Below are 25878 nucleotides of genomic sequence, written 5' to 3'. Positions count from 1 at the left end.
GTGTGCTTTCCCGGCCGGCTCAGCCGCGGCTCAGGCGGCGCATGCGCTCGCTCGGCGTCACGATGTCGGTCAGGCGGATGCCGAACTTGTCGTTCACCACCACCACCTCGCCCTGCGCGATCAGGTAGCCGTTGACCAGCACGTCCATCGGTTCGCCGGCCAGCGCGTCGAGCTCGACCACCGAGCCCTGCGCCAGCTGCAGGATGTGCTTGATCGGGATGCGCGTGCGGCCCAGCTCCACGGTGAGCTGCACCGGGATGTCCAGGATCATGTTGATGTCGTTGCCCGCGCCGCCGCCGGGGGTCGGCGCGAAGTTGGCGAACGATGCCGGCGCCACCTGCTCGGCGGCCGTGACGACCTCGCTGCCGGGCGTCTGTTGTTCCAGCGCCGCCGCCCATTCGGCGGCCATCGCGTCCTGCTCGTTGTTCGCTACGGGCTCAGCCATTGTGTTCTCCCAGCCAGGACGGGCCCTGGTTCGTCAGCAGTTGATCGATCTTGATGGCGTACTTGCCGCTGCTCGTGCCGTAGTGGCAATCGAACACCGGCACGCCGTCCACCTTCGCCTGCACCACCGGGTCCAGGTCGAGTTCGATGAAGTCACCGGGCTTGAGCGACAGCAGTTGCTCGACCGTGGCCGGCGCCTGTGCCAGCTCGGCCACCAGGTCCACCTCGGCGGACTGGATCTGCTGCGTCAGCAGCTTGACCCAGCGCCGGTCCGGCTCGCCCGAGTCGCCCTGCACCGTGGAGTACAGCGTGTCGCGGATCGGCTCCAGCGTGGCATACGGGATGCAGAAATTGATGGTGCCGCTGGTGTCGCCGATCTCGATCGTGAACGAGCTCGTCACGACGATCTCGCTCGGTGCGGCGATGGTCGCGAACTGCGGCTGCATCTCCGAGCGCTGGTACTCCAGCTCGACCGGGTAGACGCCGGCCCAGGCCTTCTTGTACTCGGCCGAAATGACCTCGACGAGGCGCATGATCACGCGCAGCTCGGTGGGCGAGAAATCGCGGCCCTCGATGCGGGTGTGGAACTTGCCGGCGCCGCCGAACAGCGCATCGATCACCGCGAACACCAGCGTCGGATCGCAGACGATCAGGCCGCTGCCGCGCAGCGGGCGCACCGACATGATGTTGAAGTTGGTCGGCACCACGATCTCGCGCAGGAAGGCGCTGTACTTCTGCACCTTGATCGCGCCGACCGCCACCTCCGGCGTGCGGCGGATGAAGTTGAACAGGCCGATGCGGATGTTGCGGGAGAAGCGCTCGTTGATGATCTCCATCGTGGGCATGCGCCCACGCACGATGCGCTCCTGGCTCGCCAGGTTGTAGTCGCGCACGCCGCCCTGCTCGACCTCCTCGGCCTCGAGCTTCTGGCTCTCGCCGGTGATGCCCTGCAGCAGCGCATCGACCTCGTCCTGCGAAAGAATCTGCTGATTCATTTTCAGCGGCTCCCGGCAAGACGCGCCGATGACGCCTTGTCAACGGTCACAGGCAAGCAGACGCCGCGGATCCGGCTCGGCCGGTCCGCCAGCGGCGCCCCCGAGGGCCACGCAGTGGCCCCTTCGGTGCCACGGGGGAGCGGCGCAGCCGCAACGGGGGGGTGCGTCATTGGATGATGAAGCTGGAGAAATGCACGTGCTCGACCGGGTTGTGCTCGGCCGGCGCCTTCTTGCGCTTCTTCTTGACCGGCGGGGCTTCGGCATCCGCCGCCGCGGGCGCGGAGGCGGGCTCGTCCTCGGCCTCGATCTCGATGCCCAGCGGGCGCACCGACTCGCGCATGATTTCCGCCGCGAGCTTCTCCTTGCCGGAGCGTTCGAGCAGTTCGGCGGAGGTCTTGTGCGACAGGATCATCAGCACGCCGTTGCGGATCGCCGGCATGTACAGCTTGAGCTCCTCGGCCACCTTGGGGTCGTCGATCTGCAGCGTGACGCCGATCTGGGCGAAGCGCTCCTGGTCGCGGTCGGCCAGGTTCACGACGAAAGCGTCGAGCGGCAGGAAGTTCGGCGGCGCCTTGTGGTCCTTCTTCGCCGAGGCATGCACGAGCTCCTCGGAGTCGTCGCCCTCTTCGGCCGCGGCAGCCTCCGCGGCCTTCTTCTTCATCAGGTAGAGCGCGGCGCCGCCCCCGGCCGCCAGCAGCAGGACCACGGCGGCGACGATCAGGACGAGCTTCTTCGGAAGCTTGCGCTTGGCCTTGTTCGGCACTTCGACGGCATCGACCGCGGCTGCAGACATCGGGAAACTCCTTGCCAGGTGCGCGCACGGGGCGGACGCCGCCGCACGCAGGGTATGGAAAGGATTATTCGAGCCGCCCCCCCTCGACGAAGCGGCAATAAGGGGGGCGAAACCGGCCCTTACCGGCGACCCGCACTCGGGGGCCCGCCGCGCTCACCCGCGCGACGCTACGCGTAGAGATCGAGCAGGCCGCGGGTCGCGCGCCGGTTCACGGTCGCGGCACCGGCAGCCCCGGCGCCACCGACGGTTCCCCCGGGCTCGCCCCGGGCGCCGCGGCGCTCGTCTTCGGCCGGGCCCTCGCGAGCGCCGGAGCGCTGCTCGAACACGCCGCCACCGCTCAGCGTCAGGCCGGCGCCGTTCAAGGCGGCGGCCAGTGCCGGCAGGCTGGTTTCCAGCGCCTGGCGCGTGCCGGCATGGGCTGCGGTGAAATCGATCTGCGCCTGCGCGCCGTCGATCACGATCTGCACCGCGATCGGACCCATGTCGGCCGGATGGAGCTGCAGCTCGGCCGCGTGCACACCGTCACGCGCGAGCGTCGTGAGCTGGCTGGCGAGCGCCTGGGAAAAGTCGGGCGAGTTGACCGGCGTCGCCAGCGTCAGCGGCACGGGAGCGCCCGGCAGGTGCAGCGCCGGGGACGGCGACGCCGTCATGCCGGCCACGGGCAGCGCAGGCAGCTCACCGGCACCTGCACTGCCGGATACCGGCGCACTGCGCCGCTCGGCGGGCGCCATCGCGGCCAGCAGCAGCTCGGCGCGAGGCTCCGGCGCGGCCATGCCGGCGGCGGTCGTCTGCAAACGCTCGGCGGCCGCGGCCTTCTCGTCGGCATGCGTCTCGGCGTAGGCCGCGTGGTCTGCGCGAGCGGTCTGGGCGGCCTGCAGCGCGTGCGCGTCCTGCAGGTCCGCGGCAGCAGCATGACCCGGCACGTCACCGGTCGCCCCGGCCGCAATGCCCGTCGGCCGGTCCGTTGTGACCGCTTGTGCGGCGCTCTGGCCGGCGATCGCTTGTGCGGCGCCCTGACCATCACCACGAGCACTCGCGGCCGTGCGCGGGTCGACCCCGGGGCGCGCGTCGGCCCGCCCCGTGGCCGCATCGGCCGCCACTTCGCCGGCTGCTGCGCCGGCGTCGGCAGCGCTCGCCTGGGCCGCGGCGGCGTCGCCCGGCTCGTGCGGTGCGGACGCCGTGCCCCAGCGCGCGAGCCAGTCGAGCATCGCCTTCGGATCGGGCGGCGCGGGGTCCGCAGGCGCTGGCGCCGCTGCTGCCGTGGCAGCCGTCGCCGTTGCCGTGGGTTGCGCCGCTGCATCGGCGCTCGGTTCGCGCGCGCCGGGATCGGCACTGTCGGCCTCCACGCCGTCGGCGGCCCGGGCGTCGTCGGCGGCGGCGCGCTTCGACTCGCTGCCGGGCTTGCCGCTCACGGCCTTGGCCGGGGGCTGCACGCCGCGCGTGCCGCTGTCCTTGTTGGCCGGCGGCTGCGCCGGCCGATTCTTCTCGGGCGCGTGAGCGCCGTCCTGGCGCCTGGCCTGCGGCTCGGGACGGTGCTCGGGCGCCTTCGCCTTCGCCGCCGCGGACGGCGAAGGCGGGGCGGCGAACGCCCCGCCGTCGGGGGACTGCCTCGCCACCAGGCGCTGCTGCTCGCCGAGCAGGCCGGCGAACGGCGACGCCGCCGCACCGGCCACGCCGCGCTCAGCGGTGGGCTCGACGCTGAAGGCGTTCGGGGCGGCTGCGCCGCGCTGCTGGACGGACAGGTTCATGGTGGGGACGGTTCGGTTCGGTGAACTTCGAATTTCAGAGCATGCCCAGCGCCACCGCACCGGGGGCGGCGCCGGCCAGGCGCTGCCAGGCGGCGCGCGAGGCCAGCTCGTCGGTGGCCTTCTGTTCGTTGCGATCCTGGGTGCGCACGCCTTCGGCGACACGGCGCTCGATCAGCTTGCGCACCGAGGCCACGCGCAGCTCGGCGCTCAGCAGCACGGCCTTGGCCGCATCGCCGCGCTCGATGGCCTGCGCCAGCAGGCGCTGCTGCTGGGCGACCGCCTCGTCCAGGCGGCCCATGAAGCCCTGGTAGCACTGCAGCAGCTCGATCGCCCCGGCCCGCTGGAACTGCGTGCCGAAGCGCTGCGCGTACTCCTGGCGGTACTCGGTCAGCTGCGCGGCCTGGGCCTGCGCGGCGGCGACCGCGGCCAGCGCGCTGCGGTGGGCGCCCAGGGCGGCGTCGCGCGCCACGGTGGTGTGTTCGAGCAGGCTGTTGAGAGGCTGGAGAGAGCTCATGCGGGCTTTCGAAGGAAACGGGGAATCAGATACCGGTCAGCTGGCGCAGCTGCCGCACGCTGTCGGCCAGCAACGAGGCCTCGTGCATGTCCTGCTGGAGCAGGGCGCGCATCGCATCGTGCTGGCGCACGGCCAGGTCGAGTTCGCCGTCGTGGCCGGGTGCATAGGCGCCGAGCGCGATCAGGTCGCGCGCCTTCTGCACCCGCGACCACAGCTGGCGCAGGCGGCGTGCGGCCTGCAGGTGTTCGGGCGCAACCACGTTGTGCATCACACGCGAGGCCGAGCGCTCGATGTCGATCGCCGGGTAGTGGCCGCTCTCGGCCAGGTCGCGCGACAGCACGATGTGGCCGTCGAGGATGGCGCGTGCCGCATCGGCGATCGGGTCCTGCTGGTCGTCGCCCTCGCTGAGCACGGTGTAGAAGGCGGTGATCGAGCCGCAGCCGTTCTGGCCGTTGCCCGAGCGCTCCACGAGCTGCGGCAGCTTGGCGAAGCAGCTCGGCGGGTAGCCCTTGGTGGCCGGCGGCTCGCCGATGGCCAGCGCGATCTCGCGCTGCGCCATCGCATAGCGGGTCAGGCTGTCCATCAGCAGCAGCACGTGCTGGCCGCGGTCGCGGAAATGCTCGGCGATCGCGGTCGCATAGGCGGCACCCTGCATGCGGGTGAGCGGCGGCGAGTCGGCCGGCGCGGCGACCACCACTGCGCGCTCGAGGCCCTCCTCGCCGAGGATGTCCTCGATGAACTCCTTGACCTCGCGCCCGCGCTCGCCGATCAGGCCGACGACGATCACGTCGGCGGCGGTGTACTTCGCCATCATGCCCAGCAGCACCGACTTGCCGACCCCGGAGCCGGCGAACAGGCCGATGCGCTGGCCGCGCCCCACGGTGAGCATGGCGTTGATCGCGCGCACGCCGGTGTCGAGCGGCTCGCGCACCGGGTCGCGCTCCATCGCGTTGATCGGGCGGCGCACCAGCGGCTCGTTGCGCACCGCGCCGGCCTTGGTGTCCAGCGGGCCGAGCCGGTCGAGCGGCGTGCCGTGCGAGTCGACCACGCGGCCGATCAGGCCGTCGCCGATCGGCAGGTGGCGGGTGCGGTCTTCGCTGCGCCGCCACGGATGACTGATCTCGCCGAGCACCGGCGGCACGTTCGGCGTCGAGCGCGGCACCACCCGCGCGCCGCTGACCAGGCCGTGCAGTTCACCGGTCGGCATCAGGTAGGCGCGATCGGCCGCGAAGCCGACCACCTCGGCCAGCACCGGCGGCTGACCGTCCATGCGCACCTCGCAGACCGAGCCGACCGGCACGCGGATGCCGGCGGCTTCGAGCACCAGGCCGGCCACGCGCACCAGCGTGCCCTGTGCCTCCAGCGGCACCGGGCCGCTGGCGTGCGCCTTCAGATCGTCCATGTAGCGTTGCCAGGCCGGCGGCAGCACCGGCACCGCAGCGGACTGCCCGGCGACCGGCGCGGCCGGCAGCCAGCCTTCGGTGGGCGCGTTCATGCGCCCTCCCCGTTGGCGTCGGGCGTCGCGGCCGGGTCGACGGCCGGCGGCGCCACGCCGTGGGCGCCGCGCTGCCCCATGCCGTCCATCGCACGGCGCCAGCGCGCCTCGACGCTGGCGTCGATGATGCCGACGTCGCTGTCGACGACGCAGCCGCCGCGGGCCATCGCCGCGTCGGGCACCAGGCGCGCACCGCGCGCGGCCAGCGCCTCGCCGGCATGCAGGCTCAGCAATGCATGGTCGTCGGGATGCACATGCACCGCCACCTGCTTGGCCGAGGCCAGCGTCGCGGCCAGCGCTTCCTGGGCCACGGCGGCCACGAGCTCGGGGCGCGTGGTCAGCTCGCTGCGCAGCACCTGGCGCGCCAGCGCGATCGCCACGCCGGCGAGCTGCGTGGCCAGACCCTGTTCGAGTTGCTGGAGCTGGCCGCGGAAGGCCTGGGCCACGGCCACGGCCTGGCCCGTCACCTGCTGCGCGTAGCTCTGCTTGAAACCTTCGAGCGCGGTCAGCCCGTCGCGGTAGCCGTCCTGGTAGCCGCTCTGGCGTGCGGCCTGCAGCTGGGCCGCGACCCCTTCGGGCGTCAGCGGCGGCGCGGCGGCGGCTGCGGTGTTCTGCGAGGTGGCCCCGAAGCTGCCGGGCGTCCACGCGGCGAAGCTGCGCACTTCCTCGCGCGGGATGAAGCGCGCATAGGCGTTCGGTGCGCTCTCCGCTGCCGAGGCACGGGGGCCACCGCCGCCGGGTGCATCGGTCATGCGGCTGCGGGTGCCGGGATCGCGGGGCGCCGGATGGGCGCCGAGCTTGCGCTCAAAGGAACTGGTCATCGCCACCGCCACCCAGCACGATCTGGCCTTCGTCGGCCAGGCGGCGAACGACCTTCAGCAATTCCTTCTGCTCGGCCTCGACCTCGGAGACGCGCACCGGACCGCGCGATTCGAGGTCCTCGCGCAGCGCCTCCGCGGCGCGGGTCGACATGTTCGAGAGGATGCGGTCGCGCAGCTCGGGCGGCGCACCCTTGAGTGCCACCACCAGCGACTCGGTCTGCACTTCCTTGAGCAGCGCCTGGATGCCGCGGTCGTCGATCTTGAGCAGATCGTCGAAGGTGAACATGTTGTCCATGATCTTCTGCGCGAGGTCGCTGTCGGCCTCGCGGATGTAGTCGAGCACCGAGGTCTCGATGGCCGAGCCCATCATGTTGATGATCTCGGCCGCCGGCTTGACGCCGCCCATCATCGACTTCTTCATGCGCTCGCCGCCGGCCAGCACCTTGCCCATCACCTCGTTCAGGTCCTTCAGCGCGCTGGGCTGGATGCCGTCGAGCGTGGCCACGCGCACCATCACCTCGTTGCGCTGGCGCTCACCGAACTGCTTGAGCACCTCGGACGCCTGATCGAACTCCAGGTGGACCAGGATCGCCGCGACGATCTGCGGATGCTCGTTGCGCAGCAACTCGGCCACCGAGGCCGGGTCCATCCACTTGAGGCTCTCGATGCCGGAGACGTCGCCGCCCTGCAGGATGCGGTCGATCAGCAGGTTGGCCTTGTCGTCGCCGAGCGCCTTGCGCAGCACCGATTTCACGTACTCGTCGGTGTCGCTCACCAGCATGCTGGTGTCGGCGGCATCGCCCGTGAAGCGCTCGAGCACCTGCTCGAAGCGCTCGCGCGGCACCGATTTCATCTTGGCGATGGTCTCGCCGAGGCGCTGCACCTCCTTGGGCGCCAGGTGCTTGAACACCTCGGCCGCTTCCTCCTCGCCGATCGACATCATCAGGATCGCGGCGTCTTCGAGTCCTTGGGCATCCATAGCTCAAGCCTCCTTGGCGGACCAGCCGCGCACGATGTTGGCCATGGCCGCCGGGTTGTCCTTGGCGAGTGCACGCGCCTGGTTCAGTCGCAGGTCCACCGCCGGCGCCTCGAGCGCGGGCAGGGCGGCACGGGCCGGCGTCGGCAGCGCCTGCGGGTCGTCGACCACGGTGTCGAGCTGGCGCTGCGGCTTGGCCGGCTGGGCGGCCTTCAGCGCCGGGCGCACCGCGCCGAACACGATGATCATCGCCAGCAGCGTCAGCGCCGCCGGCACCGCCAGCGTGCGCAGCAGGTCCTGCGTCTCAGGCTGCTTCCACAGCGGCAGCGTCTCCTCGACCGGCGGCTTCTCGACCTTGAAGGGCGCGTTGATCAGCTTCACCGAGTCGCCGCGCTCGGCATTGAAACCGATGGTCTCCTTGACCAGCGCGGTCAGCTTCTCCATCTCCTCGGCCGAGATCGGCGTCGTGGTCGTCTTGCCCTTGGCGTCGGTGACCGAGCGGTGGTTCAGCACCACCGCGGCATTCAGGCGCTTGACCGTGCCAGTGGCGTTGCGCGTGACGCGTACCGTCTTGTCGACTTCGTAGTTGGCGGTGGCTTCGCGCCGGCTGCTGCCGCCGCTGCCACCGGCCTGTGCGGTCTGCAGCGGCGCGGCCGCGCCGGTGACCGGCGCGGTCGCCGGCACCGGCGGCTGGTTGCTGGTGGCACCCGGCACGCCGGCCGGCTGCGCGGCGCCGCCGCCGCTGGACTCGCTGGTCTGCTGGCTGCGCAGCGTGGCCGACGTCGGCTTGCCGTCCGGGCCCAGGCCCTGGTTGGGTGCATAGGCCTCGGAGGTCGACTCGGTCTGCGAGAAATCCACCTCGGCGGTGACCTGGGCACGCAGGTTGTCGCGGCCCAGCACCGGCTCGAGGATGTCGAACACGCGCTTCGTGAAGTTGCCCTCGATCTGGCTCACGTACTGCAGCTGCTGTGCATCCAGGCCGCCGGCCGGGTTGGTGTCGCCGGCGCCGGAGATCAGCGCGCCGGTGGCGTCGAGCACGGTCACCGCCTTCGGGTCCATTTCGGGCACGCTGGAAGACACCAGGTGCACGATGCCAGCCACCTGCGTGCGGTCCAGCGTGCGGCCGGGGTGCAGCGTGAGCAGCACCGAGGCGCTGGGTTTCTGCTGCTCGCGGAAGAAGCCGTTCTGGTTGGGCAGCGCCAGGTGCACGCGCGCGCTCTGCACCGCCGCCAGGGCGCCGATGGAGCGGGTCAGCTCGCCTTCGAGCCCGCGCTGGAAGGTCAGCCGCTCCTGGAACTGCGTCTGGCCGAACTTGGCGTTGTCCATCAGCTCGAAGCCGACGATCGAGCCCTTGGGCAGGCCGGCGGAGGCGAGCTTCAGGCGCACGTCGTGCACCTGGTCGGCCGGCACCAGGATCGCGGCACCGCCGTCGGCATGCTTGTAGGGCACGTTCATCTGCGACAGCTGGGCCAGGATCGCGCCGCCGTCCTTGTCGGACAGGCCGGCGTACAAGACCTTGTAGTTGCCCTGCGAGGACCACATCGACATCGCCAGCGCAATGCCGACCAGCGCCGCGAGGCCCAGGCCCAGCGTCAGCTTGCGGCCGGCCGGCAGGACGGCGAGGCGCGCGCCGAAGCCTTCAGCGTTCGCCGGGGTGAGCGGCAGGGTGTTCACGGTGGCAAGTGCGGTGTCCATCGGCTTCGTTCGGGCGTCGCGGCGTGTCCGTGTTGGATCGTGGATCGGGGCGCGACGAGACCATTCCCGTCGGCGCCTCGGCATTGTTTCGTTACCCTTGAGCCGGAAAAGCGGCGAACAGGCCGGCCAAATCCGGCCAGTTCCCACCATCGTGGCGCCGGCAGCTGGCTACGATCTGCTTCCATGGACGTGAAGCTCAAGCCCTTCGACTTTGCCCAAGCCGCAGCCCGCGCCGGGATGCCGCAGGTGGCCGAGCGCGTGCGTCTGGCCACACAGACGCAGGGCACGGAAGCCGCCAGTTTCCAGACCAGCTTCAGCCAAGCACTGAAGGCCGTGAGCGCCTCGCAGAACCAGGCCACCGAACTGCAGCAGCAGGTTCAGCTCGGCAATTCGTCGGTCTCGCTCGAAGAGACGATGGTCGCGATGCAGAAGGCGCAGATCGGCTTCCAGGCGACGCTGCAGGTGCGCAACAAGCTGGTGCAGGCCTACACCGACATCATGAACATGCAGATGTGAGGCCCGCGGCGAGGGCGCCGCCACCACCGCGGCTTGTCAGAGCTTGAATACCTTCGCAGGCGGGCAATGCCGAGTGCTGGCGAGGGCGTCGGGTGAGCGGCGTAGCGAAGTTAAGGAGGAGGGGTCGGCCTTCAGGCCGACCCCGGGGGACATGAGCGGAGCCGTTCGCCCGGCGTCCTCGCCAGCAACGCGCGGTACCTGCAAGCGGCCGGCCGGCGGACGCCTCGAACCTCGGCAACCTCACGCACACGAACGGCCGCAACGCGCCCTGGTCCCAGCTTCAATCGGATGCGCTTGAATGCAATTCCGTATCAGCCGCCGGCACGCTTGACGGTCCAGCCCTGCGCCTCGAGCTGCTCGACGATGCGGTCGCGGTGATCGCCCTGCACTTCGATCACGCCGTCCTTCGCCGTGCCGCCGGAGCCGCAGGCCGCCTTCAGTTGCTTGCCGAGTTGGGCCAATGCGGCCGGCTCCAGCGCCAGCCCCCTGATCACGGTGACGCCCTTGCCGTTGCGGCCTTTCGTTTCGCGGGACACACGCACGATGCCGTCGGACACCGGGGCGGCACTCGCCTTGCTGCAGACGCACTGCGCCAGCGCCTGGCGGCAGGCGGGACAGGTCCGCCCCAGCTCGGTGGAGTAGACCAGCCCGCCGGCGGACGGCTTGCCCTTCATGCCGGCCGACCGGCTTGTGGCGGCCGGCGGCGGGACGGCACCGCGGGCGCGGCGGACCACATGCGCATCGACATCCGCTACAGGATGCGGCTCAGCGCCTCGTCGAGGTGCCGCACCGTGCGCTCGATGTGGTGCAGCTTGTCCAGCCCGAACAGGCCGATGCGGAAGGTCTGGAAGTCCTCGCCCTCGTCGCACTGCAAGGGCACGCCGGCGGCCACCTGCAGACCCAGACCGACGAACTTCTTGCCGGACTGGACGGCCGGGTCCTCGGTGTAGCTCACCACCACGCACGGCGCCTGGAAGCCTTCGGCCGCAACGCTGCGCAGCCCCTTGCGGACCAGCAGCGCACGCACCTTGTCGCCCAGCTGCTGCTGCTCGGCGCGGACCTTCTCGAAGCCATAGGCCTCGGTCTCCTGCATCACGTCGCGCAGGCGGGCCAGGGAGTCGGTCGGCATCGTCGCGTGGTAGGCATGGCCGCCGGCCTCGTAGGCCTCCATGATCTGCAGCCACTTGCGCAGGTCGCAGGCGAAGCTGGTGCTCTGGGTGCCATCGATGCGCTGGCGCGCCAGCTCGCTCATCGCGATCAGCGCGCAGCACGGCGAGCCGCTCCAGCCCTTTTGCGGCGCGCTCACCAGCACGTCGACGCCGGTGGCGACCATGTCGACCCACAGCGTGCCGGAGGCGATGCAGTCCAGCACGAACAGGCCGCCGACCTCGTGCACCGCATCGGCCACGGCGCGCAGGTAGGCGTCGGGCAGGATCATGCCGGCCGAGGTTTCGACATGCGGCGCGAACACCACGTCGGGGCGGCCCGCGCGGATCGTGGCGACGACCTCCTCGATCGGTGCCGGCGCAAACGGCGCCTGCTTGCCCGGGCCGATGCGCCGCGCCTTGAGCACCGTCGACTCGGCGGGAATGCGGCCCATGTCGAGGATCTGCGTCCAGCGGTAGCTGAACCAGCCGTTGCGGATCACCAGCACCTTGCGGTCGGTGGCGAACTGCCGCGCCACCGCCTCCATGCCGAAAGTGCCGCTGCCGGGCACGACGACGGCCGACTTCGCGTGGTAGACACGCTTGAGCGTGCCCGAGACGTCCCGCATGACGCCCTGGAAACTCTGCGACATGTGGTTGAGCGCGCGGTCGGTGTAGACCACTGAATATTCGAGCAGACCTTCGGGGTCCACGTTCGGCAACAAGCCAGGCATAGGTCGCTCCGCTGAAGAAGGAATTCGGGCACGCAGACCTCCTGTGTACCAAAAACTCCACCCGACAACCGGTGCGGTCAACCCGAATGCCCCGGCGGCAGCGGGGCCGGCCGGTCACGCCAGGGGTGCCAGCAGCCCCTGCAGATCCGCGGCGCTGAACTTGGCCGCCGCCGCGGTGTCGTGCCCCAGCACCCCTTCGGCCAGCGCGGCCTTGCGCGCCTGCAGCGCGAGCATGCGCTCCTCGATGCCGCCCTCGACCACCAGCTTGTAGACGAACACCGGCTGGTCCTGACCGATGCGGTGCGCGCGGTCGGTGGCCTGCTGCTCGACGGCCGGGTTCCACCACGGGTCGAGGTGGATCACGGTGTCGGCGGCGGTGAGGTTCAGGCCCACGCCACCGGCCTTCAGGCTCAGCAGCATGATGGGCACCGCCCGCTCCTGGAACTGCCGCACGACGGCGCCGCGCGCGCGCACCGGCGTGTCGCCGGTGAGCACCAGGCAGGGCAGCTCGAGCGCCGCGAGCTCGGCCTCCACCAGCGCCAGCATCTCGGTGAACTGCGAGAACACCAGCACGCGCCGGCCTTCGTCGACCAGCTCGGGCAGCATGTCGCGCAGCCACTCCATCTTGGCGCGCTCCATGGTCGGCGCCATCTTCGTGCCCTTCACCAGCCACGGATCGCAGCACACCTGGCGCAACTTGAGCAGCGCGTCGAGGATCGCGATCTGCCCGCCGGCGAAGCTCTGGCGCTGCAGCACGCGGCGCACCTGTTCGTCGGCGGCCACGCGCACGCTTTCGTACAGCGCGCGCTGCTGGCCCTGCAGCTGCACGCGCCGGACCACCTCGGTCTTGGGCGGCAGCTCGGTGGCCACGTCCTGCTTGCGGCGGCGCAGGATGAACGGCCGCACGCGCTGCGCGAGCAACTGCGCGCGCAGCGTCTCGCCGTTGGTCTCGATCGGCTTGCGCCACTGGCGCACGAAGCTGCGCGCATCGCCCAGGAAGCCGGGCATCAGAAAATCGAAGTGCGCCCACAGCTCGCCGAGGTGGTTTTCCAGCGGCGTGCCGGTCACGCACAGGCGGTGGCGCGCCTGCAGGCGGCGCAAGGCGCCGGCGGCGCGGCTGCCGGCGTTCTTGACCATCTGCGCCTCGTCGAGGATCAGCACATGCCAGGGCTGCGCCTGCAGCGCCTCGCTGTCGCGCCACAGCAGCGGGTAGGTGGTGAACACCACGTCGTGCCCGGCGATGCGCGCGAAGTCGCGCGCCCGGGCCGCGCCCTGCAGGGTCAGCACGCGCAGCGCGGGCGCGATGCGCGCGGCCTCGGCCTGCCAGTTGGCGATCAGCGACGTGGGCAGCACCACCAGCGCCGGCACCTCCAGGCGGCCGGCCTGCTGCTCGATGAGCAGGTGGGCCAGCACCTGCGCGGTCTTGCCCAGCCCCATGTCGTCGGCCAGGATGCCGGCGAGGTGGTGTTCGCGCAGGTACTGCAGCCAGGCCACGCCGTGCAGCTGGTAGGGGCGCAGCTGCAGCCCCAGGCCTGCCGGCGGCGCCACCGGCGCCGGGCTGCCGGCGGTGCGCAGCCGCTGCGCCAGCGCCGCCAGGCCGGCGGCGCCCTGCAGCTGCCAGGCGCCGTGCACGCCGGCGCGCGCGCGCTGCGTGTCGAGCAGGCCCAGGCGCATCGCCTCCACGCGGTGCGCCTCCCAGGTCGACAGGCGCAGCGGCCCCGCGGCCTGCGCCTCGCGGCGCGGGTCGGTGAGCAGGTCCACCATCGCGCCGACGATGGCCTTGAGCGGCGCGGCCGGCGCCTCGATGCGCTTGCCGCCCGGCGCGCGCAGCAGGATCAGCGCGCCATCGTCGATGGCGGCGATCTCGCGGGCGTCGAGCCAGCGCGCGTCGCGTCGCAGCAGGTCGGCCAGCAGCGGCGCCAGGTCCAGCGTCTCGCCGTCCACCTCCACGCCCAGGCTCAGCAGCCACGAGCCTTCGCGCGGCGGCTGGCGCAGCGCCGCCAGGGTCTGCACGCGCGGGCCCAGCGGCGCCACCAGTTCACGGCCCTGCTCGTCGCCGGTGTCGGGGTCGATGACGAGGCGCCACGCGTCGACCGGCACGCTCTGGTGCGCAAAGCCCGGCTGCACGACGATGGACCAGCCGCGCGCCTGCAGCCGCGGCACCTGCTCGGCCCAGAAGTCGCCGAAATGCGGCTCTTCGGCCAGCGTCCACAGGCCGTCGTGCCCCTCGCCCGCTTCGCGGTTGCGCCATTGCAGCGCCTGCGGCGACAGCGGGCGCAGGCCGGTGCCCCACAGCGCGTCGCGCGCGTCGGCCTCGGCGGCCAGGTCGCGCTGCAGCAGCTCGCGCTGCTCCCAGGCGCCGCGCAGCAGCTGCGTCGGCTTGGGGCGGGTGTTCAGCACGCGGGTGGGTGCCGGCGTGTCCCAGCGCAGGCCGCCGGGCGTGGTGTAGGTCCAGTCGACGCGGGCCACGGTGAGCATCGCGCCGCGCGGACCGAAGCCGGGCACCGCGCGCATGCCGAGCAGGCCGTCGCCGCGGGTCAGCGTCTGCAGGGTCAGGCGCGGACGGAAGACACCGCTCACGGGCGCATCCGGGTTCGCAGGCGTGGCGGGGGAGGCAGCGGGCATGGGCCGATTCTCTGGCCTCGGCATGCCGACTCGCCCGGCAGGCACAGAAAACCCTCCATAAACCATCCATATGGATGGTGTTAGGATGGTCCCATGAACCAGAAGGCCACCGCCCTCCCCGCCCAGCCCAAGGCGGCGGACTCCGAGAAGATCACCATCAACCTCGGTTTCGTCGACCTGGGGCAGATCGACCTGCTGGTGGCCGAAGGCTTCTACGGCAACCGCACCGACTTCATCCGCACCGCCATTCGCAACCACCTCGGCACCCACGCCGAGGCGGTGAAGCAGGTGGCGGCGCGCAAGATGCTCGTGCTGGGCCTGCAGCACTTCAGTGCCGACGAGTTGCGCGCCGTGAAGGCAGCCCGGCAGACGCTGCAGATTCGCGTGCTCGGCCTGGCAACGATTGCGCACGACGTGAGCCCCGAGCTGGCCCGGGCCACCATCGACTCGCTCGACGTGCTGGGTGCGCTGCATGCCAGCCCGGCGGTGAAGGCCGCGCTGGCCGACCGCCACCGCTGACCCCAGCGCAACCCCTCCACACAAGGACGGCATGAACGACACCCTCCAGAACCTGATGCGCGCCGCCGCGCGCCTGACGCAGGCGGGCCGCCTGAACGAAGCCACCCAGGCCCTCCAGCGCGCACTGCGCGGCGCCGCAGGCGCCGACGCCATGCGCCCGGCGACCGCGCGCACCGGCACCCCCGGCATGCCCGCGGCCGGCACCGCGGCGCCCGAAGCGGAGCCCCTGGTCATCGACGGCTGCGTGTTCGAAATGGACGCACCCGCCGCAGCCGCCGCGAGCGCACCGCCCGCAAGCGGCAGCTCGCCGGCCGATGGCCCGCAGGCACGCACAACGCCCGCACCGCAAGGCGATGCCGAGGCCACGCCCCCCACCGGGCGCGGCGAGTTCACCGGCGGCTCCTACACGCACGGCTCGCAGACGCGCCGCTACAAGCTCTACAGCCCGCCCGGCCCGGCCGGCCGGCGCTTGCCGCTGGTGGTGATGCTGCACGGCTGCACCCAGGACCCCGACGACTTTGCCGCCGGCACCGGCATGAACGAGCGGGCCCGCGAGCAAGGCTTCTTTGTGCTGTACCCGGCGCAGTCGCAAAGCGCCAACCCGCAGCGCTGCTGGAACTGGTTCAAGCACAACCACCAGCAGCGCGACCGCGGCGAGCCGGCGCTGATTGCCACCTTGACGCAGGCGGTGATGAAGCAGCACGGCATCGACCCGCGGCGCGTGTACATCGCCGGCCTGTCGGCCGGCGGGGCCATGGCCGCCATCGTGGCGGCCGCCTACCCCGACCTCTTTGCGGCGGTGGGCGTTCACTCGGGCCTGCCGGGCGGCGCGGCGAGCGACGTGGCCGGCGCCCTGGCGGTGATGAAGACCGGCGTTGCGGGCCCCGGCCTGAAGCCCAGGGCGCGCACCCCCGGCGCAGCGCCCGCCACGGCGGCGCCGACGGGGCACGTGCCCACCATCGTGTTCCACGGCGACCAGGACCCGACGGTGCACCCCCGCAACGGCGAACAAGTGATCTCGGCCGCGCTGGACAGCGCCGCCGCCGGCGCCGGCGCCTCACCCACGGCCGCCGCGAGCAGCCCACGCGTGGAGCGCGGCGTGTCGGCCCGCGGGCGGCACTACACGCGCTCCGTACACCCGGGTGGCGAGGGCCGGGCACTGGCCGAGCACTGGCTGGTGCACGGCGCCGGACACGCCTGGTCGGGCGGCCAGGCCGAGGGCAGCTACACCGATGCCAGCGGGCCGGATGCCACGAGCGAGATGCTGCGGTTCTTCTTCGAGCATCCGCGTGGGCATTGAGGGGCAGGCGACGCTGCGGGGGCGGGCATGCGGGCGACTGGCGTTGGTGCGCAGATGCGCACGGTTGACCTGGCAGTAGACGGAACGCGGCATATCGAGGCGGACGGGGTCACGGAGACTCCAACAGCCGCGGTTCGTTGCCGTCAATGACCGAGACGCATGCCCCATGTGGACCATGACGTAAAGCGGCACGCGCGTTACTGCGCAAGGACTCCGCTTGACCAGCCGTTCCCCGCTCGTTAATTGACGGGCTGAGAACCAGTCGTTCGTAGGCACCCGCACTCGGCCAGTAGGCGTCATTCGGGTGCGTCTCCTTCGCGGTACCTCAATTGTCATGACGCGTGGCTTCGCTGGCCCGCGACGAGCTACGCGGCACCAATGCCGCCGGCACTTCACCCTATCATCGGAAGGACGAAACGAAGGACCGGTGGTTCTATGGCAATCGGAAGCGTGATGCAGACAAGCTTGTGGCGATCGACACTGGGTGCTCGCACCGATGATCCCTTTCAATCGGAAAGGGCCCGATTGAGCACGGCGTTGCTCGCGTTCCGCTCGAACATCGAACCCATTGTTCAACGAATCGCACACGTCCTGCCCGGCCTCACCGTTCATGACGTGACTCATCTTGACGCGCTTTGGGACACGGCAGGTGTCATTTCGGGTGTGGGCTATCCGCTCAACCCTTTGGAGGCATTCGTCTTCGGCGCAGCCGTACTGCTTCACGATTCAGCAATGTGCTGGGAGGCATTTGAACGCGGAATAGATGGGGTCCGAGGTTCTATCGAGTGGCGGGACGCGTATGCGGCTGAGTGCGATGCTGCACCCGATAACGAGGAGGCAGGACGGCTGGCGTCCGCGGACTTTTCTGCACTGCGCGCGCTTCACGCTCATCAGGCTGCCAAGCTGCCAGAAATGGTTTGGACGCATCCCGACACCGGCGACGCGATTCATCTCATTGAGGACGTACAACTGCGGACGGATCTGGGTCGACTAGCTGGTCGCATCGCATCGAGCCACCATTGGGACATTGATGCTCTCGCCCCCAGCCTTGGCGAACAGTTCAATGCCCCGTCACCGTTTCCCTCCGAATGGGCGATTGACCCGGTAAAGGTCGCCTGCTTATTGAGGTGCGCTGATGCGGCGCACATCAATCAAGCGAGAGCGCCGCTATTTCTGTATGCATTAGTCAAGCGGCAAGGAATCTCTCTCCAGCATTGGACTGCGCAGAGCCGGATGATGGGACCTTCTCTGGATGTCGGGGATTTGAGTGGGAGCGCGATCGTCTACACCGCCAGCCGCCCCTTCAAGGAGAGCGAGGCTTCGGCCTGGTGGATCGCCCACGATGCTGTTGTAACAGTAGACCGAGAGATTCGGCAATCTAACGCGCTACTGAGAGGTCGACAGCGCCCCGCCACGGCCCCTGAGTTTCAAGTGAGGCGAGTCACCGGCGCCGACTCCATTGAGGACCTTACTCAACATCTGCCCGTCGAAGGCTGGACGCCCTGCAAAGCAGAGCCTCACGTCAGCAATGTTGAATCGCTTGTTAGGGAGCTCGGTGGAGAAAAGCTCTATGGCGCTGGGGGAGAGAGCTTTCAGGTAGTGCTACGCGAACTTCTCCAGAACGCGCGCGATGCAATCGTTGCAAGACGCTTTGTCGAAGAGGGTTTCGCCGGCGAGTTGACGGTCCGATTCACAGAGAGCGACGACCAACTTTGGCTGTTCGTGGAAGACAACGGCGTTGGAATGTCACGTCGGGTCATGATGGGACCGTTGTTGGATTTCGGTCAGAGCTTTTGGAAGTCGTCGCTCATTCAGACTGAATTTCCTGGACTTCGTTCTTCCCGGTTTCGCTCGATCGGGCGATTCGGGATTGGCTTCTATTCGGTGTTCATGGTCGCCAGTCGGGTCGAAGTCACCAGCAAACAGTGGGACAAAGGCCTCGACGATTGCAATAGCCTGATTTTTGGAGATGGCGTTTCCTTGCGTCCGATCCTTCGCAAGGGGCGAGTACCCGGCCTCTCCTCTCAAGTTTCAACGAGAGTGGCCCTCAGGCTGAAAGATGGATGGCTGCGCCCGACTGGAGACATCGAGGTCAAGCCTGCGTTTATGGGTGCAGCGGCGATACCTGTGTCGGTGTATGAATACGTTGCGGCGTTAGTGGTGGGCCTCGACGTACGCGTAGCTGTCGACAGCCCTTGGGGTGGGAAGCGTGAGGTGCATGGCGGGGAACCGGGCACTGCGCCGGACTCGACCGAGATATTGCACCGCATTGCATTTTCCGGTCATCAGTGCAGTTCTGTAGTCGACCAAGCTATCGCACGCAACCACGCGCGTCTCCGCCCGATTCGATCAGGTGATCACACGTTCGGCGTAGCCGCAATTTCTACTGTTCAGAATTCAGCCTTCCTCCTATTGGGTCTGCAAACTATTGGTGGGCTAGCGACATCAATTCAGGCGCGGCATGCTGGATCATTTGTCGGCTACATCGACCACAAAGCCGGATCTGCCAGACGAGATGCGTCCGTATTCGAAGCGCCCACAGAGGTCATGCAGGCATGGGGAGCAGAGCAATTGCGTCTGCTAGAGGACTCGGCTCTAGATGATCTCGAGCGAAGTATTGCTGGAGTCCATGCGCTGGAGTTTGGCTGCGACCCCACCGCGTTTGGTCGCCTCCTGATATCCGTCGATGGGCTCGGCCAGAGGTTCATGACGTATGCCGAAGTCGCAACACTGGCCGCGAGCTGCCCTGTCGGCTTCTTAAAGATGCAGCATATCGACCATATTGAATCCCACACTCCGGTCCCGCAACTATCGGGGATAGCGCTATTTGTTCCGCTCGTCAACAGCAAGGCCTTGAACGTGAAGATTGTTGGGGGCCAACCGTTTGACTTGCACACCGTCGTCGGATGTCTTGATCGAGCGATTGCTGCGTCAGGTCGACTAACCAATTGGGAAGTTCGCCAGGCAGGTTTCGCTTCGACCGTGGGTGGATCGTTGGAAATTCTGAGCGTCTCTTCCAGTTCTCTGTAGATCACGGAGTACCAAAACAAAGCTAGAACTTGGCAGCCACCAACATTGATAACGATGCCAGCGGAGAAAGCGCAGGCATCGTTGCAGTCGAACATGCGGAGGAGCCCCGACAAATATGACCGCGAAATTGGTGGTGCGAGCGTCTTCCCAGCGATCCTGGTCTCGTCGGTCCGTGACGAGCGAGCTACTTGCGCCCAAGGCTTCCAGATTCTCCAAGGACCCCTGTCGGGGGGTCTATTCGCGACGCCGACCGGCAGCTCTGGGTCGAGTGCTGCCTGCAGATTCGGCGAGTTGGAACGCCAAAAGCCGTCACCGTCGGCCAGAACTGTCAGTCTCCGGCTTCAATGCGCCACCTCATCAGGCCTCAATGGCAAAAATCAGCCTCACGCACAGCGGCCGCATCACTCCACCGTAACGCTCTTCGCCAGGTTCCTCGGCTTGTCGACGTCCGTCCCGCGCGCGCACGCGGTGTGGTAAGCCAGCAGCTGCAGCGGCACCACGTGCAGCAGCGGCGACAGCGCGCCGTAGTGCTCCGGCATGCGGATCACGTGCAGGCCTTCGCCGCTTTCTATGCGCGTGTCGGCATCGGCGAACACGAACAACTCGCCGCCGCGTGCTCTCACCTCCTGCAGGTTGCTCTTGAGCTTTTCCAGCAGCGCGTCGTTGGGGGCCACGGTCACGACCGGCATCGCGCTGGTCACCAGCGCCAGCGGGCCGTGCTTCAGCTCGCCGGCCGGGTAGGCCTCGGCGTGGATGTAGCTGATCTCCTTGAGCTTGAGGGCGCCTTCCAGCGCCACCGGGTAGTGCAGGCCGCGGCCGAGAAAGAGCGCGTGCTCCTTGCGCGCGAACTCCTGCGCCCAGGCAATGACCTGGGGCTCAAGCGCCAGCACCGCCTGCAGGGCCACCGGCAGGTGGCGCAGCGCCTTCAGGTGGGCGGCCTCGGCGTCGGCGTCGAGCCGGCCGCGGGTCTTGGCCAGCATCAGCGTCAGCAGGAACAGGCCCGCAAGCTGGGTGGTGAAGGCCTTGGTCGATGCCACGCCGATTTCCACGCCGGCCCGCGTGATGTAGGCTAGTGCACACTCTCTAACCATGGCACTGGTGGCCACGTTGCACACGGTCAGCGTGTGCTTCATGCCCAGCGAGCGGGCGTGCTTGAGCGCGGCCAGGGTGTCAGCCGTTTCGCCGCTTTGCGTGATGGTGACGACCAGGGTTTTCGGGTTGGGCACGCTGTCGCGGTAGCGGTATTCGCTGGCCACCTCCACCTGCGTGGGGATCCGCGCAATCGATTCCAGCCAGTACTTGGCGGTGCAGCCGGCGTAGTAGCTGGTGCCGCAGGCCAGGATGAGCACCGAGTCGATCTCCTTGAACACGCGGTGCGCGCCGTCGCCAAACAGCTCGGGCACGATGCCCTCCACGCCTTCCAGCGTGTCGGCAATCGCGCGCGGCTGCTCGAAGATCTCTTTCTGCATGTAGTGGCGGTAGGGGCCCAGCTCGGCCGCGCCGGTGTGCGCATGCACCGTGCGCACCTCGCGCTGCACGCGCTCGTGGCGGCCGGTGGCGGGGTTGCGCGCCACGATCCAGTGCTTGCCGAGCTGGAGGTCGACCACGTCGCCCTCTTCCAGGTAGACGATCTGGTCGGTCACGCCGGCCAGCGCCATGGCGTCGGAGGCGAGGAAGCTCTCGCCCTGCCCCACGCCCAGGATCAGCGGCGAGCCTTCGCGGGCGCCCACCACGCGGTGCGGCTCGTCGCGGCAGAACACGGCAATCGCGTAGGCGCCCTTCAGGCGCTGCGTGGCCTGCTGCACGGCGTCGAACAGGTCGCCGTCGTAGAGGGAATCGACGAGGTGGGCAATGACCTCGGTGTCGGTCTGGCTGGCAAAGACGTAGCCGCGGCCTTGCAGCTCGGCGCGCAGTTCATCGTGGTTCTCGATGATGCCGTTGTGCACGAGGGCGATGCGGTCGGGCCGGTTGCCGTCGGCGCCGGGGCCGCTGGAGAAGTGCGGATGCGCGTTGTGCACCGCCGGCGCCCCGTGCGTGGCCCAGCGGGTGTGGGCGATGCCGGTGCTGCCCTGCACGGCATCGGCCACGACCTGCGTGTCGAGCTCGGCCACGCGCGAGGTGCTGCGGCTGCGGCGCAGGGCGCCGTTCTGATGCACGGCAACGCCGCAGGAGTCGTAGCCGCGGTACTCGAGCCGCTTCAGGCCTTCGACCAGGATGGGAACGATGTTGCGCGCGCCTACCGCGCCGACGATGCCGCACATGGGGTTGCCTCGGTGAGCTGCTGATGCCCGGGATCGTAGGCATGGCAATGGCAAATATGTTTCCTAAATCTCGTTCAGTTCGGTATAAAAATCCAAACCTTCAATAAATCGGATCAATAATTCTCAGAACACCAGATTCTGAAATAACTTTCCGTGAAAGACATCGCCCTCGACGCGCTGGACCTGCGGCTGCTGGCGCAGTTGCAGCGCGACGCTTCGCTGTCCAACCAGGCCCTGGCGGCCGCGGTCCACGTGGCCACGGCCACCACGCACCGCCGCGTGCGGCGGCTGCACGCGCTGGGCCTGATCGAGCGGGTGGCCGCGCAGTTGTCACCGCAGCGGCTGGCGGAGGCCGGCCTGCCGCAGCTCACCGCGCTGCTCGAGGTCACGCTCGACGTGCAGGCCAGCGAGCGGCTCGACGCCTTCGAGGCCCGCGCGGTGGCCGATGCCGACGTGCAGCAGTGCTGGCGGGTCTCGCCCGGCCCCGACTTCGTGCTGGTGGTCGCGGTGCCCGACATGGCGGGCTACCAGGCGTTCGCGGCCCGGCTGCTGAGCGCCGACGCGAACGTTCGCAACGTGCGGGCCTTCTTCAGCATCAAGCGCGCCAAGTTCGGCAGCGAGCTGCCGCTGCCGGCCCGTTGACGGCCTCGGCGCGCCGGGCCGACCGAACGCCCGGCCGCGCTGCGGGCCGCCGCAGCCACCCGCCGCCACTCAGTGCGGCCCTGAAGCGGGGTCGTCCGCGGCAGACAGGGCCTTCGGCAGCGCAGGCGGCGGTGTCAGGCCCTTGAGCACGTCGTTGCGCGGCAGCAGCAACACCACGGTCCCGCCCAGCAGGGCCGCCAGCGCCACCACCCCGACGGTGCCGAACACCAGCCGCTGCGCACCCGTGAGGTAGGCGAGCCAGGCATCGCCGAACGACAGCCCCCCCTGGCGCACGCCGGACCACAGCAGCTTGAGCCGCAGCGGCAGACCGGGCGCGTCGCGGATCACGGGCTCGCGGTAGCCGATGCGCTCTTCTTCGCTGCGGATCCACTGGTCGTGCGCCGCGCGCCGCTCGGGGTCGAGCAGCACCTCCTGCGCCTTGTTCAAGGCGGTCAGCACGAGTTCGTGGCGCACGCTGCCGCGATGGCGGTCAGGGTGGTACTTCTGCGCCAGTGCCTTGTACGCGGCACGGATCACCTCGGGCGGCGCATCGGGCGCCACCTTCAGGCGGCCGTAGTAGTGGGGAATCTTCGGGCGTTGCATCGGTTTCCGATGCTACCGGCCCGCTGTGCCGCTGCGCCGTGCAGAGTTGGCGCTGCACACACCACCGTTACCCGCGTAACAACTGCTAGCCTTTCTTCGCGGGTCGCTGCCAGCCTGCGATCACGACCTGCCGCGCCCGCGCAACACTCAGGTGGCCGGGCGGCACGTCCTTGCTGATCGTGCTGCCGCCGCCGATGGTCGCGCCTGCGCCCAGCGTCACCGGCGCGACCAGCACGCAGTTGCTGCCCACGTGCACGTCGTCGCCGATCACGGTGCGGTGCTTGTTCGCGCCGTCGTAGTTGGCGGTGATGCTGCCGGCGCCGTAGTTCACGCGCGCACCGACCGTCGCGTCCCCGAGGTAGGCCAGGTGGTTGGCCTTGGCGCCGCGCGCGAGGCTGGCGTTCTTGACCTCGACGAAGTTGCCGATGTGCACCTCGGCCCCGAGTTCGGCGCCGGGGCGCAAGCGCGCGAACGGCCCGACCACCGCGTCGGTGCCGACCACCGCGCCGTCGATGTGCGTGAACGGGTGGATCACCGCACCGGCGGCGATGCGCGCATTGCGGACCACGCAGTTCGCCCCGATGCGCACGCCATCGCCCAGCTCGACATGGCCCTCGAACACGCAGTTGACGTCGATCTCGACATCGGCGCCGCAGTCCAGCGTGCCGCGCAGGTCGAAGCGCGCCGGGTCGGCGAGGCGCACGCCGGCCTCCAGCAGCGCCTCGGCCTGTGCATGCTGGAAGCGGCGCTCCAGGTGGGCGAGCTGCAGCGGGCTGTTGATCCCCAGCACCTCCTTCTCGCTGGCTGGCTGTGCCGAGACCACCGGGACGCCGTCGGCGACCGCCATCGCGACGATGTCGGTCAGGTAGTACTCGTGCCGGGCGTTGTCGTTCGAGAGCCGGGCGAGCCAGCGCTTGAGCGCCGCGGTGGGCGCCGCCATCATGCCGGTGTAGACCTCGCGGATCGCGCGCTGCGCGGCGCTGGCGTCCTTGTGCTCGACGATGCCGAGCACCTTGTCGCCGCGCCGCTCGCCGTCGCGCAGGATGCGCCCGTAGCCCGTCGGGTCGGCCAGGTCGATGGTCAGCAGCGCGAGCCGCGTGCCGCCGCTGGCCTCGACCAGCGCACGCGCCGTGGCGGCCTCGATCAGGGGCGTGTCGCCGTTGAGGATCAGCGTGGTGCCCGCGTCGTCGAGCACCGGCACGGCCTGCTGCACCGCATGCCCGGTGCCGAGCTGAGGCTCCTGGCGCACGAAGGCGAGCGGCGCGTCGGGGAAGGCCGCACGCATCGATGCCTCCACCTGCTCGGCGCCGTGCCCCGTGACCGTGACGAGCCTTTGCGCGCCCAGTCCCGCAGCCGTGGCCAGCACGTGCTGCAATAGGGCTCGCCCGGCCAGGGTGTGCAACACCTTGGGCCGGCTCGATTTCATGCGGGTGCCTTTGCCGGCAGCCATGATCACGATGTCCAACATGCTGAGGGTCGGGGGGTTCAGGGGTTGGAGAATTATCGCGGTGAGCCTGCTGCTGGCCGTGAGCGGCTGCAGCGCGCTGCACTTCGCGTACACGCAGGCCGGCGAGCTGACCTACTGGTGGCTTGATAGTTACGTGGATTTCGATGGCGCGCAGACGCCGCGCACCCGTGAGGCCATCACGCAATGGTTCGCATGGCACCGCAAGACCCAATTGCCGGATTATGTGGCGCTGCTCGACCGCGCGGCCACCGAGGCGGAGCACGACACGACGCCCGCGCAGGCCTGCCGCTGGCTCGATGACATCCGCACGCGCGTGGACCGTGCCGTCGAGCACGCGCTGCCCGACGCGGCAGCGATCGCGGCCACCTTCAGCGCGAAACAGCTGAGCCACCTCGAGCGCAAGCAGGCGAAGAAGAACGCCGAGTTCCGCGACGAGTTCCTGCAGCCCGATCCTGCCAAGCGGCTCGCCGGCTCCGTCGACCGGGTGGTCGAGCGCGCCGAGCAGTTGTACGGGCGGCTCGACCGCTCGCAGCGCGAGCGCGTCGCGCAGGCCCTGGCCGTTTCGCCGTTCGACCCGGAGCGCTGGCTGGCCGAGCGCCAGCAAGGCCAGCGCCACCTGCTGCAGACGCTGCGGCGGCTGCAGAACGGTGCGCTGCCGCGCGCCGCCGCGGTCGAGGCCCTGCGCCTGCATTGGCAGGAGGTCCAGCATCCGCCGGACGAGGCCTATGCGCGCTACCAGCAGCGCCTGGACAGCGCGAACTGCGATCTGCTGGCGCAGATCCACAACCACACGACGCCCGGGCAGCGCCGGGAAGCGCAGCGCCGGCTCAGGGGCTGGGAGGCCGATCTGCGGCGCTTCACCGCACCCGCCTGAGCGTGCCGGTCGGCCGCCCGGCGCGCGGGGGCGGCAAGCCGGGTCAGTGCGCCTGCGGCAGCGCGACCGTCACGGTGCGCGGCGTGAGCGCCGGGAGCGGAAAGTCCTTCATCGAGGCCTCGAACATCGCCGGCAGCAGCGCGTCGGACGTCCAGCGGCTCGTGTAGGCCGCGCGCGTCTCGTAGACGATTTGCTGGCTGCGCCGGTCGCGGATCAGGACGCCGACCTCGCGCTGGTAGTCGGGGAAGTCGTAGTGGTCGTAGCCGAAGCCGGGGCCGAAGCCAAAGCCCGGGCCGTAGAAGAACGGCCGCCGGCCGCCGTAGAACCACCAGTCATTGCGCCAGGCCCAATGGCCCATGTAGGGATCGCGGCGCAGGACCTCGGACACCCGGGCACCGACCTGGATCAGCAGATCGGCCTGCTCGGTGGGCGCACGCGTGAAGCCCGCCGCCTCGATGGCGGGCAGCGCGGCGGCCTCGATGCGGTCCTGCTCGGCCGCGTTGGCCTGCTGCGAAGGCAGGCGCTCGATCGCGTAGCTGCCGGGCTTGCGGTCGGCCGGCCAGCTGCCCTGGCTGGACACGTCGACGGCCACGCTGTTGATGGCGGCGCACCCCGCGAGCACCGCCACCGCGGTGAATGCGGCGAGCGGGGCAAAAACCTGGCGTGCTTGCATGCTGCCT

22 protein-coding genes are annotated in these 25878 nt (G+C 69.6%); 6 read left to right on the top strand and 16 right to left on the bottom strand.

Going from position 1 to position 25878, the window contains the following annotated elements; all coding sequences use genetic code 11:
* Positions 1-19: 19 nt before the first annotated feature.
* The 9 genes from fliN to fliF form a co-directional block, all read right to left on the bottom strand.
* Positions 20-445: a flagellar motor switch protein FliN gene (fliN, locus tag ACQY9S_RS20710; RefSeq protein ID WP_428422392.1), complete on the bottom strand. Its 426-nt coding sequence runs from the start codon at positions 443-445 to the stop codon at positions 20-22.
* Entirely contained in the window at positions 438-1439 is a 1002-nt protein-coding gene (fliM, locus tag ACQY9S_RS20705) for a flagellar motor switch protein FliM (RefSeq protein ID WP_428422390.1), read from the bottom strand. The genes fliN and fliM overlap by 8 nt, the downstream gene beginning before the upstream one ends.
* Before the next feature lie 166 nt (positions 1440-1605).
* Positions 1606-2232: a flagellar basal body-associated FliL family protein gene (locus ACQY9S_RS20700; RefSeq protein ID WP_428422388.1), complete on the bottom strand. Its 627-nt coding sequence runs from the start codon at positions 2230-2232 to the stop codon at positions 1606-1608.
* A gap of 167 nt (positions 2233-2399) precedes the next feature.
* Positions 2400-3980, bottom strand: coding sequence for a flagellar hook-length control protein FliK (locus ACQY9S_RS20695; protein ID WP_428422386.1), 1581 nt, complete (start codon positions 3978-3980; stop codon positions 2400-2402).
* Positions 3981-4014: 34 nt separating this feature from the next.
* Positions 4015-4494, bottom strand: coding sequence for a flagellar export protein FliJ (gene fliJ, locus ACQY9S_RS20690; RefSeq protein WP_428422385.1), 480 nt, complete (start codon positions 4492-4494; stop codon positions 4015-4017).
* A gap of 25 nt (positions 4495-4519) precedes the next feature.
* On the bottom strand, positions 4520-5896 hold the full coding sequence (gene fliI, locus ACQY9S_RS20685) for a flagellar protein export ATPase FliI (protein WP_428425834.1): 1377 nt from the start codon (positions 5894-5896) through the stop codon (positions 4520-4522).
* 89 nt (positions 5897-5985) lie between these two features.
* Entirely contained in the window at positions 5986-6810 is an 825-nt protein-coding gene (locus ACQY9S_RS20680; protein ID WP_428422383.1) for a FliH/SctL family protein, read from the bottom strand.
* Positions 6794-7789 (bottom strand): flagellar motor switch protein FliG, encoded by a 996-nt coding sequence (fliG, locus tag ACQY9S_RS20675; RefSeq protein ID WP_428422382.1) that lies wholly within the window; start codon positions 7787-7789, stop codon positions 6794-6796. The genes ACQY9S_RS20680 and fliG overlap by 17 nt, the downstream gene beginning before the upstream one ends.
* Positions 7790-7792: 3 nt before the next feature.
* Complete coding sequence (fliF, locus tag ACQY9S_RS20670; RefSeq protein ID WP_428422381.1) at positions 7793-9481, bottom strand: flagellar basal-body MS-ring/collar protein FliF; 1689 nt, start codon at positions 9479-9481, stop codon at positions 7793-7795.
* Positions 9482-9664: 183 nt separating this feature from the next.
* On the opposite strand from fliF, the gene fliE reads away from it, so the two are divergent.
* Positions 9665-9997, top strand: a complete 333-nt coding sequence (gene fliE / locus ACQY9S_RS20665) for a flagellar hook-basal body complex protein FliE (RefSeq protein WP_428422379.1) — start codon at positions 9665-9667, stop codon at positions 9995-9997.
* Positions 9998-10308: 311 nt separating this feature from the next.
* Here fliE and ACQY9S_RS20660 read toward each other — a convergent pair whose 3' ends face one another.
* From ACQY9S_RS20660 to ACQY9S_RS20650, 3 genes are all read right to left on the bottom strand, one after another.
* The gene (locus ACQY9S_RS20660; protein WP_428422377.1) at positions 10309-10671 is read right to left on the bottom strand and encodes a translation initiation factor Sui1; all 363 of its coding nucleotides are present in this window, start codon (positions 10669-10671) and stop codon (positions 10309-10311) included.
* A gap of 77 nt (positions 10672-10748) precedes the next feature.
* On the bottom strand, positions 10749-11876 hold the full coding sequence (locus ACQY9S_RS20655; RefSeq protein ID WP_428422375.1) for an alanine--glyoxylate aminotransferase family protein: 1128 nt from the start codon (positions 11874-11876) through the stop codon (positions 10749-10751).
* Positions 11877-11990: 114 nt separating this feature from the next.
* The gene (locus ACQY9S_RS20650) at positions 11991-14501 is read right to left on the bottom strand and encodes a DEAD/DEAH box helicase (protein ID WP_428422373.1); all 2511 of its coding nucleotides are present in this window, start codon (positions 14499-14501) and stop codon (positions 11991-11993) included.
* Positions 14502-14594: 93 nt separating this feature from the next.
* On the opposite strand from ACQY9S_RS20650, the gene ACQY9S_RS20645 reads away from it, so the two are divergent.
* The 3 genes from ACQY9S_RS20645 to ACQY9S_RS20635 all read left to right on the top strand — a co-directional run bounded on the left by ACQY9S_RS20645 (position 14595) and on the right by ACQY9S_RS20635 (position 19350).
* Positions 14595-15020, top strand: coding sequence for a CopG family transcriptional regulator (locus tag ACQY9S_RS20645; protein WP_428422371.1), 426 nt, complete (start codon positions 14595-14597; stop codon positions 15018-15020).
* 31 nt (positions 15021-15051) lie between these two features.
* Positions 15052-16320: an extracellular catalytic domain type 1 short-chain-length polyhydroxyalkanoate depolymerase gene (locus tag ACQY9S_RS20640; RefSeq protein WP_428422370.1), complete on the top strand. Its 1269-nt coding sequence runs from the start codon at positions 15052-15054 to the stop codon at positions 16318-16320.
* Positions 16321-16845: 525 nt separating this feature from the next.
* Positions 16846-19350 (top strand): HD domain-containing protein, encoded by a 2505-nt coding sequence (locus ACQY9S_RS20635; RefSeq protein WP_428422368.1) that lies wholly within the window; start codon positions 16846-16848, stop codon positions 19348-19350.
* 401 nt (positions 19351-19751) lie between these two features.
* Here the strand turns inward: ACQY9S_RS20635 and glmS are convergent, their stop codons facing one another.
* Entirely contained in the window at positions 19752-21611 is a 1860-nt protein-coding gene (gene glmS / locus ACQY9S_RS20630) for a glutamine--fructose-6-phosphate transaminase (isomerizing) (RefSeq protein ID WP_428422366.1), read from the bottom strand.
* Between the two features lie 153 nt (positions 21612-21764).
* Here glmS and ACQY9S_RS20625 point away from each other — a divergent pair, with 153 nt between their 5' ends.
* Positions 21765-22253, top strand: a complete 489-nt coding sequence (locus ACQY9S_RS20625; RefSeq protein ID WP_428422365.1) for an Lrp/AsnC family transcriptional regulator — start codon at positions 21765-21767, stop codon at positions 22251-22253.
* A gap of 69 nt (positions 22254-22322) precedes the next feature.
* Here ACQY9S_RS20625 and ACQY9S_RS20620 read toward each other — a convergent pair whose 3' ends face one another.
* Positions 22323-22856, bottom strand: a complete 534-nt coding sequence (locus ACQY9S_RS20620; protein WP_428422363.1) for a J domain-containing protein — start codon at positions 22854-22856, stop codon at positions 22323-22325.
* Positions 22857-22941: 85 nt separating this feature from the next.
* Complete coding sequence (gene glmU, locus ACQY9S_RS20615; RefSeq protein WP_428422362.1) at positions 22942-24324, bottom strand: bifunctional UDP-N-acetylglucosamine diphosphorylase/glucosamine-1-phosphate N-acetyltransferase GlmU; 1383 nt, start codon at positions 24322-24324, stop codon at positions 22942-22944.
* Between glmU and ACQY9S_RS20610 the strand changes: the two genes are divergently transcribed.
* Positions 24314-25198 carry a DUF6279 family lipoprotein gene (locus ACQY9S_RS20610; RefSeq protein WP_428422360.1) on the top strand — a complete coding sequence of 295 codons (885 nt, stop codon included), beginning with the start codon at positions 24314-24316 and terminating at the stop codon, positions 25196-25198. The two genes, glmU and ACQY9S_RS20610, sit on opposite strands and share 11 nt — an antisense overlap.
* A 43-nt stretch (positions 25199-25241) precedes the next feature.
* Here the strand turns inward: ACQY9S_RS20610 and ACQY9S_RS20605 are convergent, their stop codons facing one another.
* The gene (locus ACQY9S_RS20605) at positions 25242-25871 is read right to left on the bottom strand and encodes a DUF4136 domain-containing protein (RefSeq protein WP_428422358.1); all 630 of its coding nucleotides are present in this window, start codon (positions 25869-25871) and stop codon (positions 25242-25244) included.
* Positions 25872-25878 lie beyond the last annotated feature (7 nt).

The organism is Methylibium sp. (assembly GCF_965279545.1).
Taxonomy (GTDB): domain Bacteria; phylum Pseudomonadota; class Gammaproteobacteria; order Burkholderiales; family Burkholderiaceae_C; genus Methylibium.
Note: the sequence above shows the minus strand (reverse complement) of the source record. Positions and strands in the feature narration are given on the sequence as shown.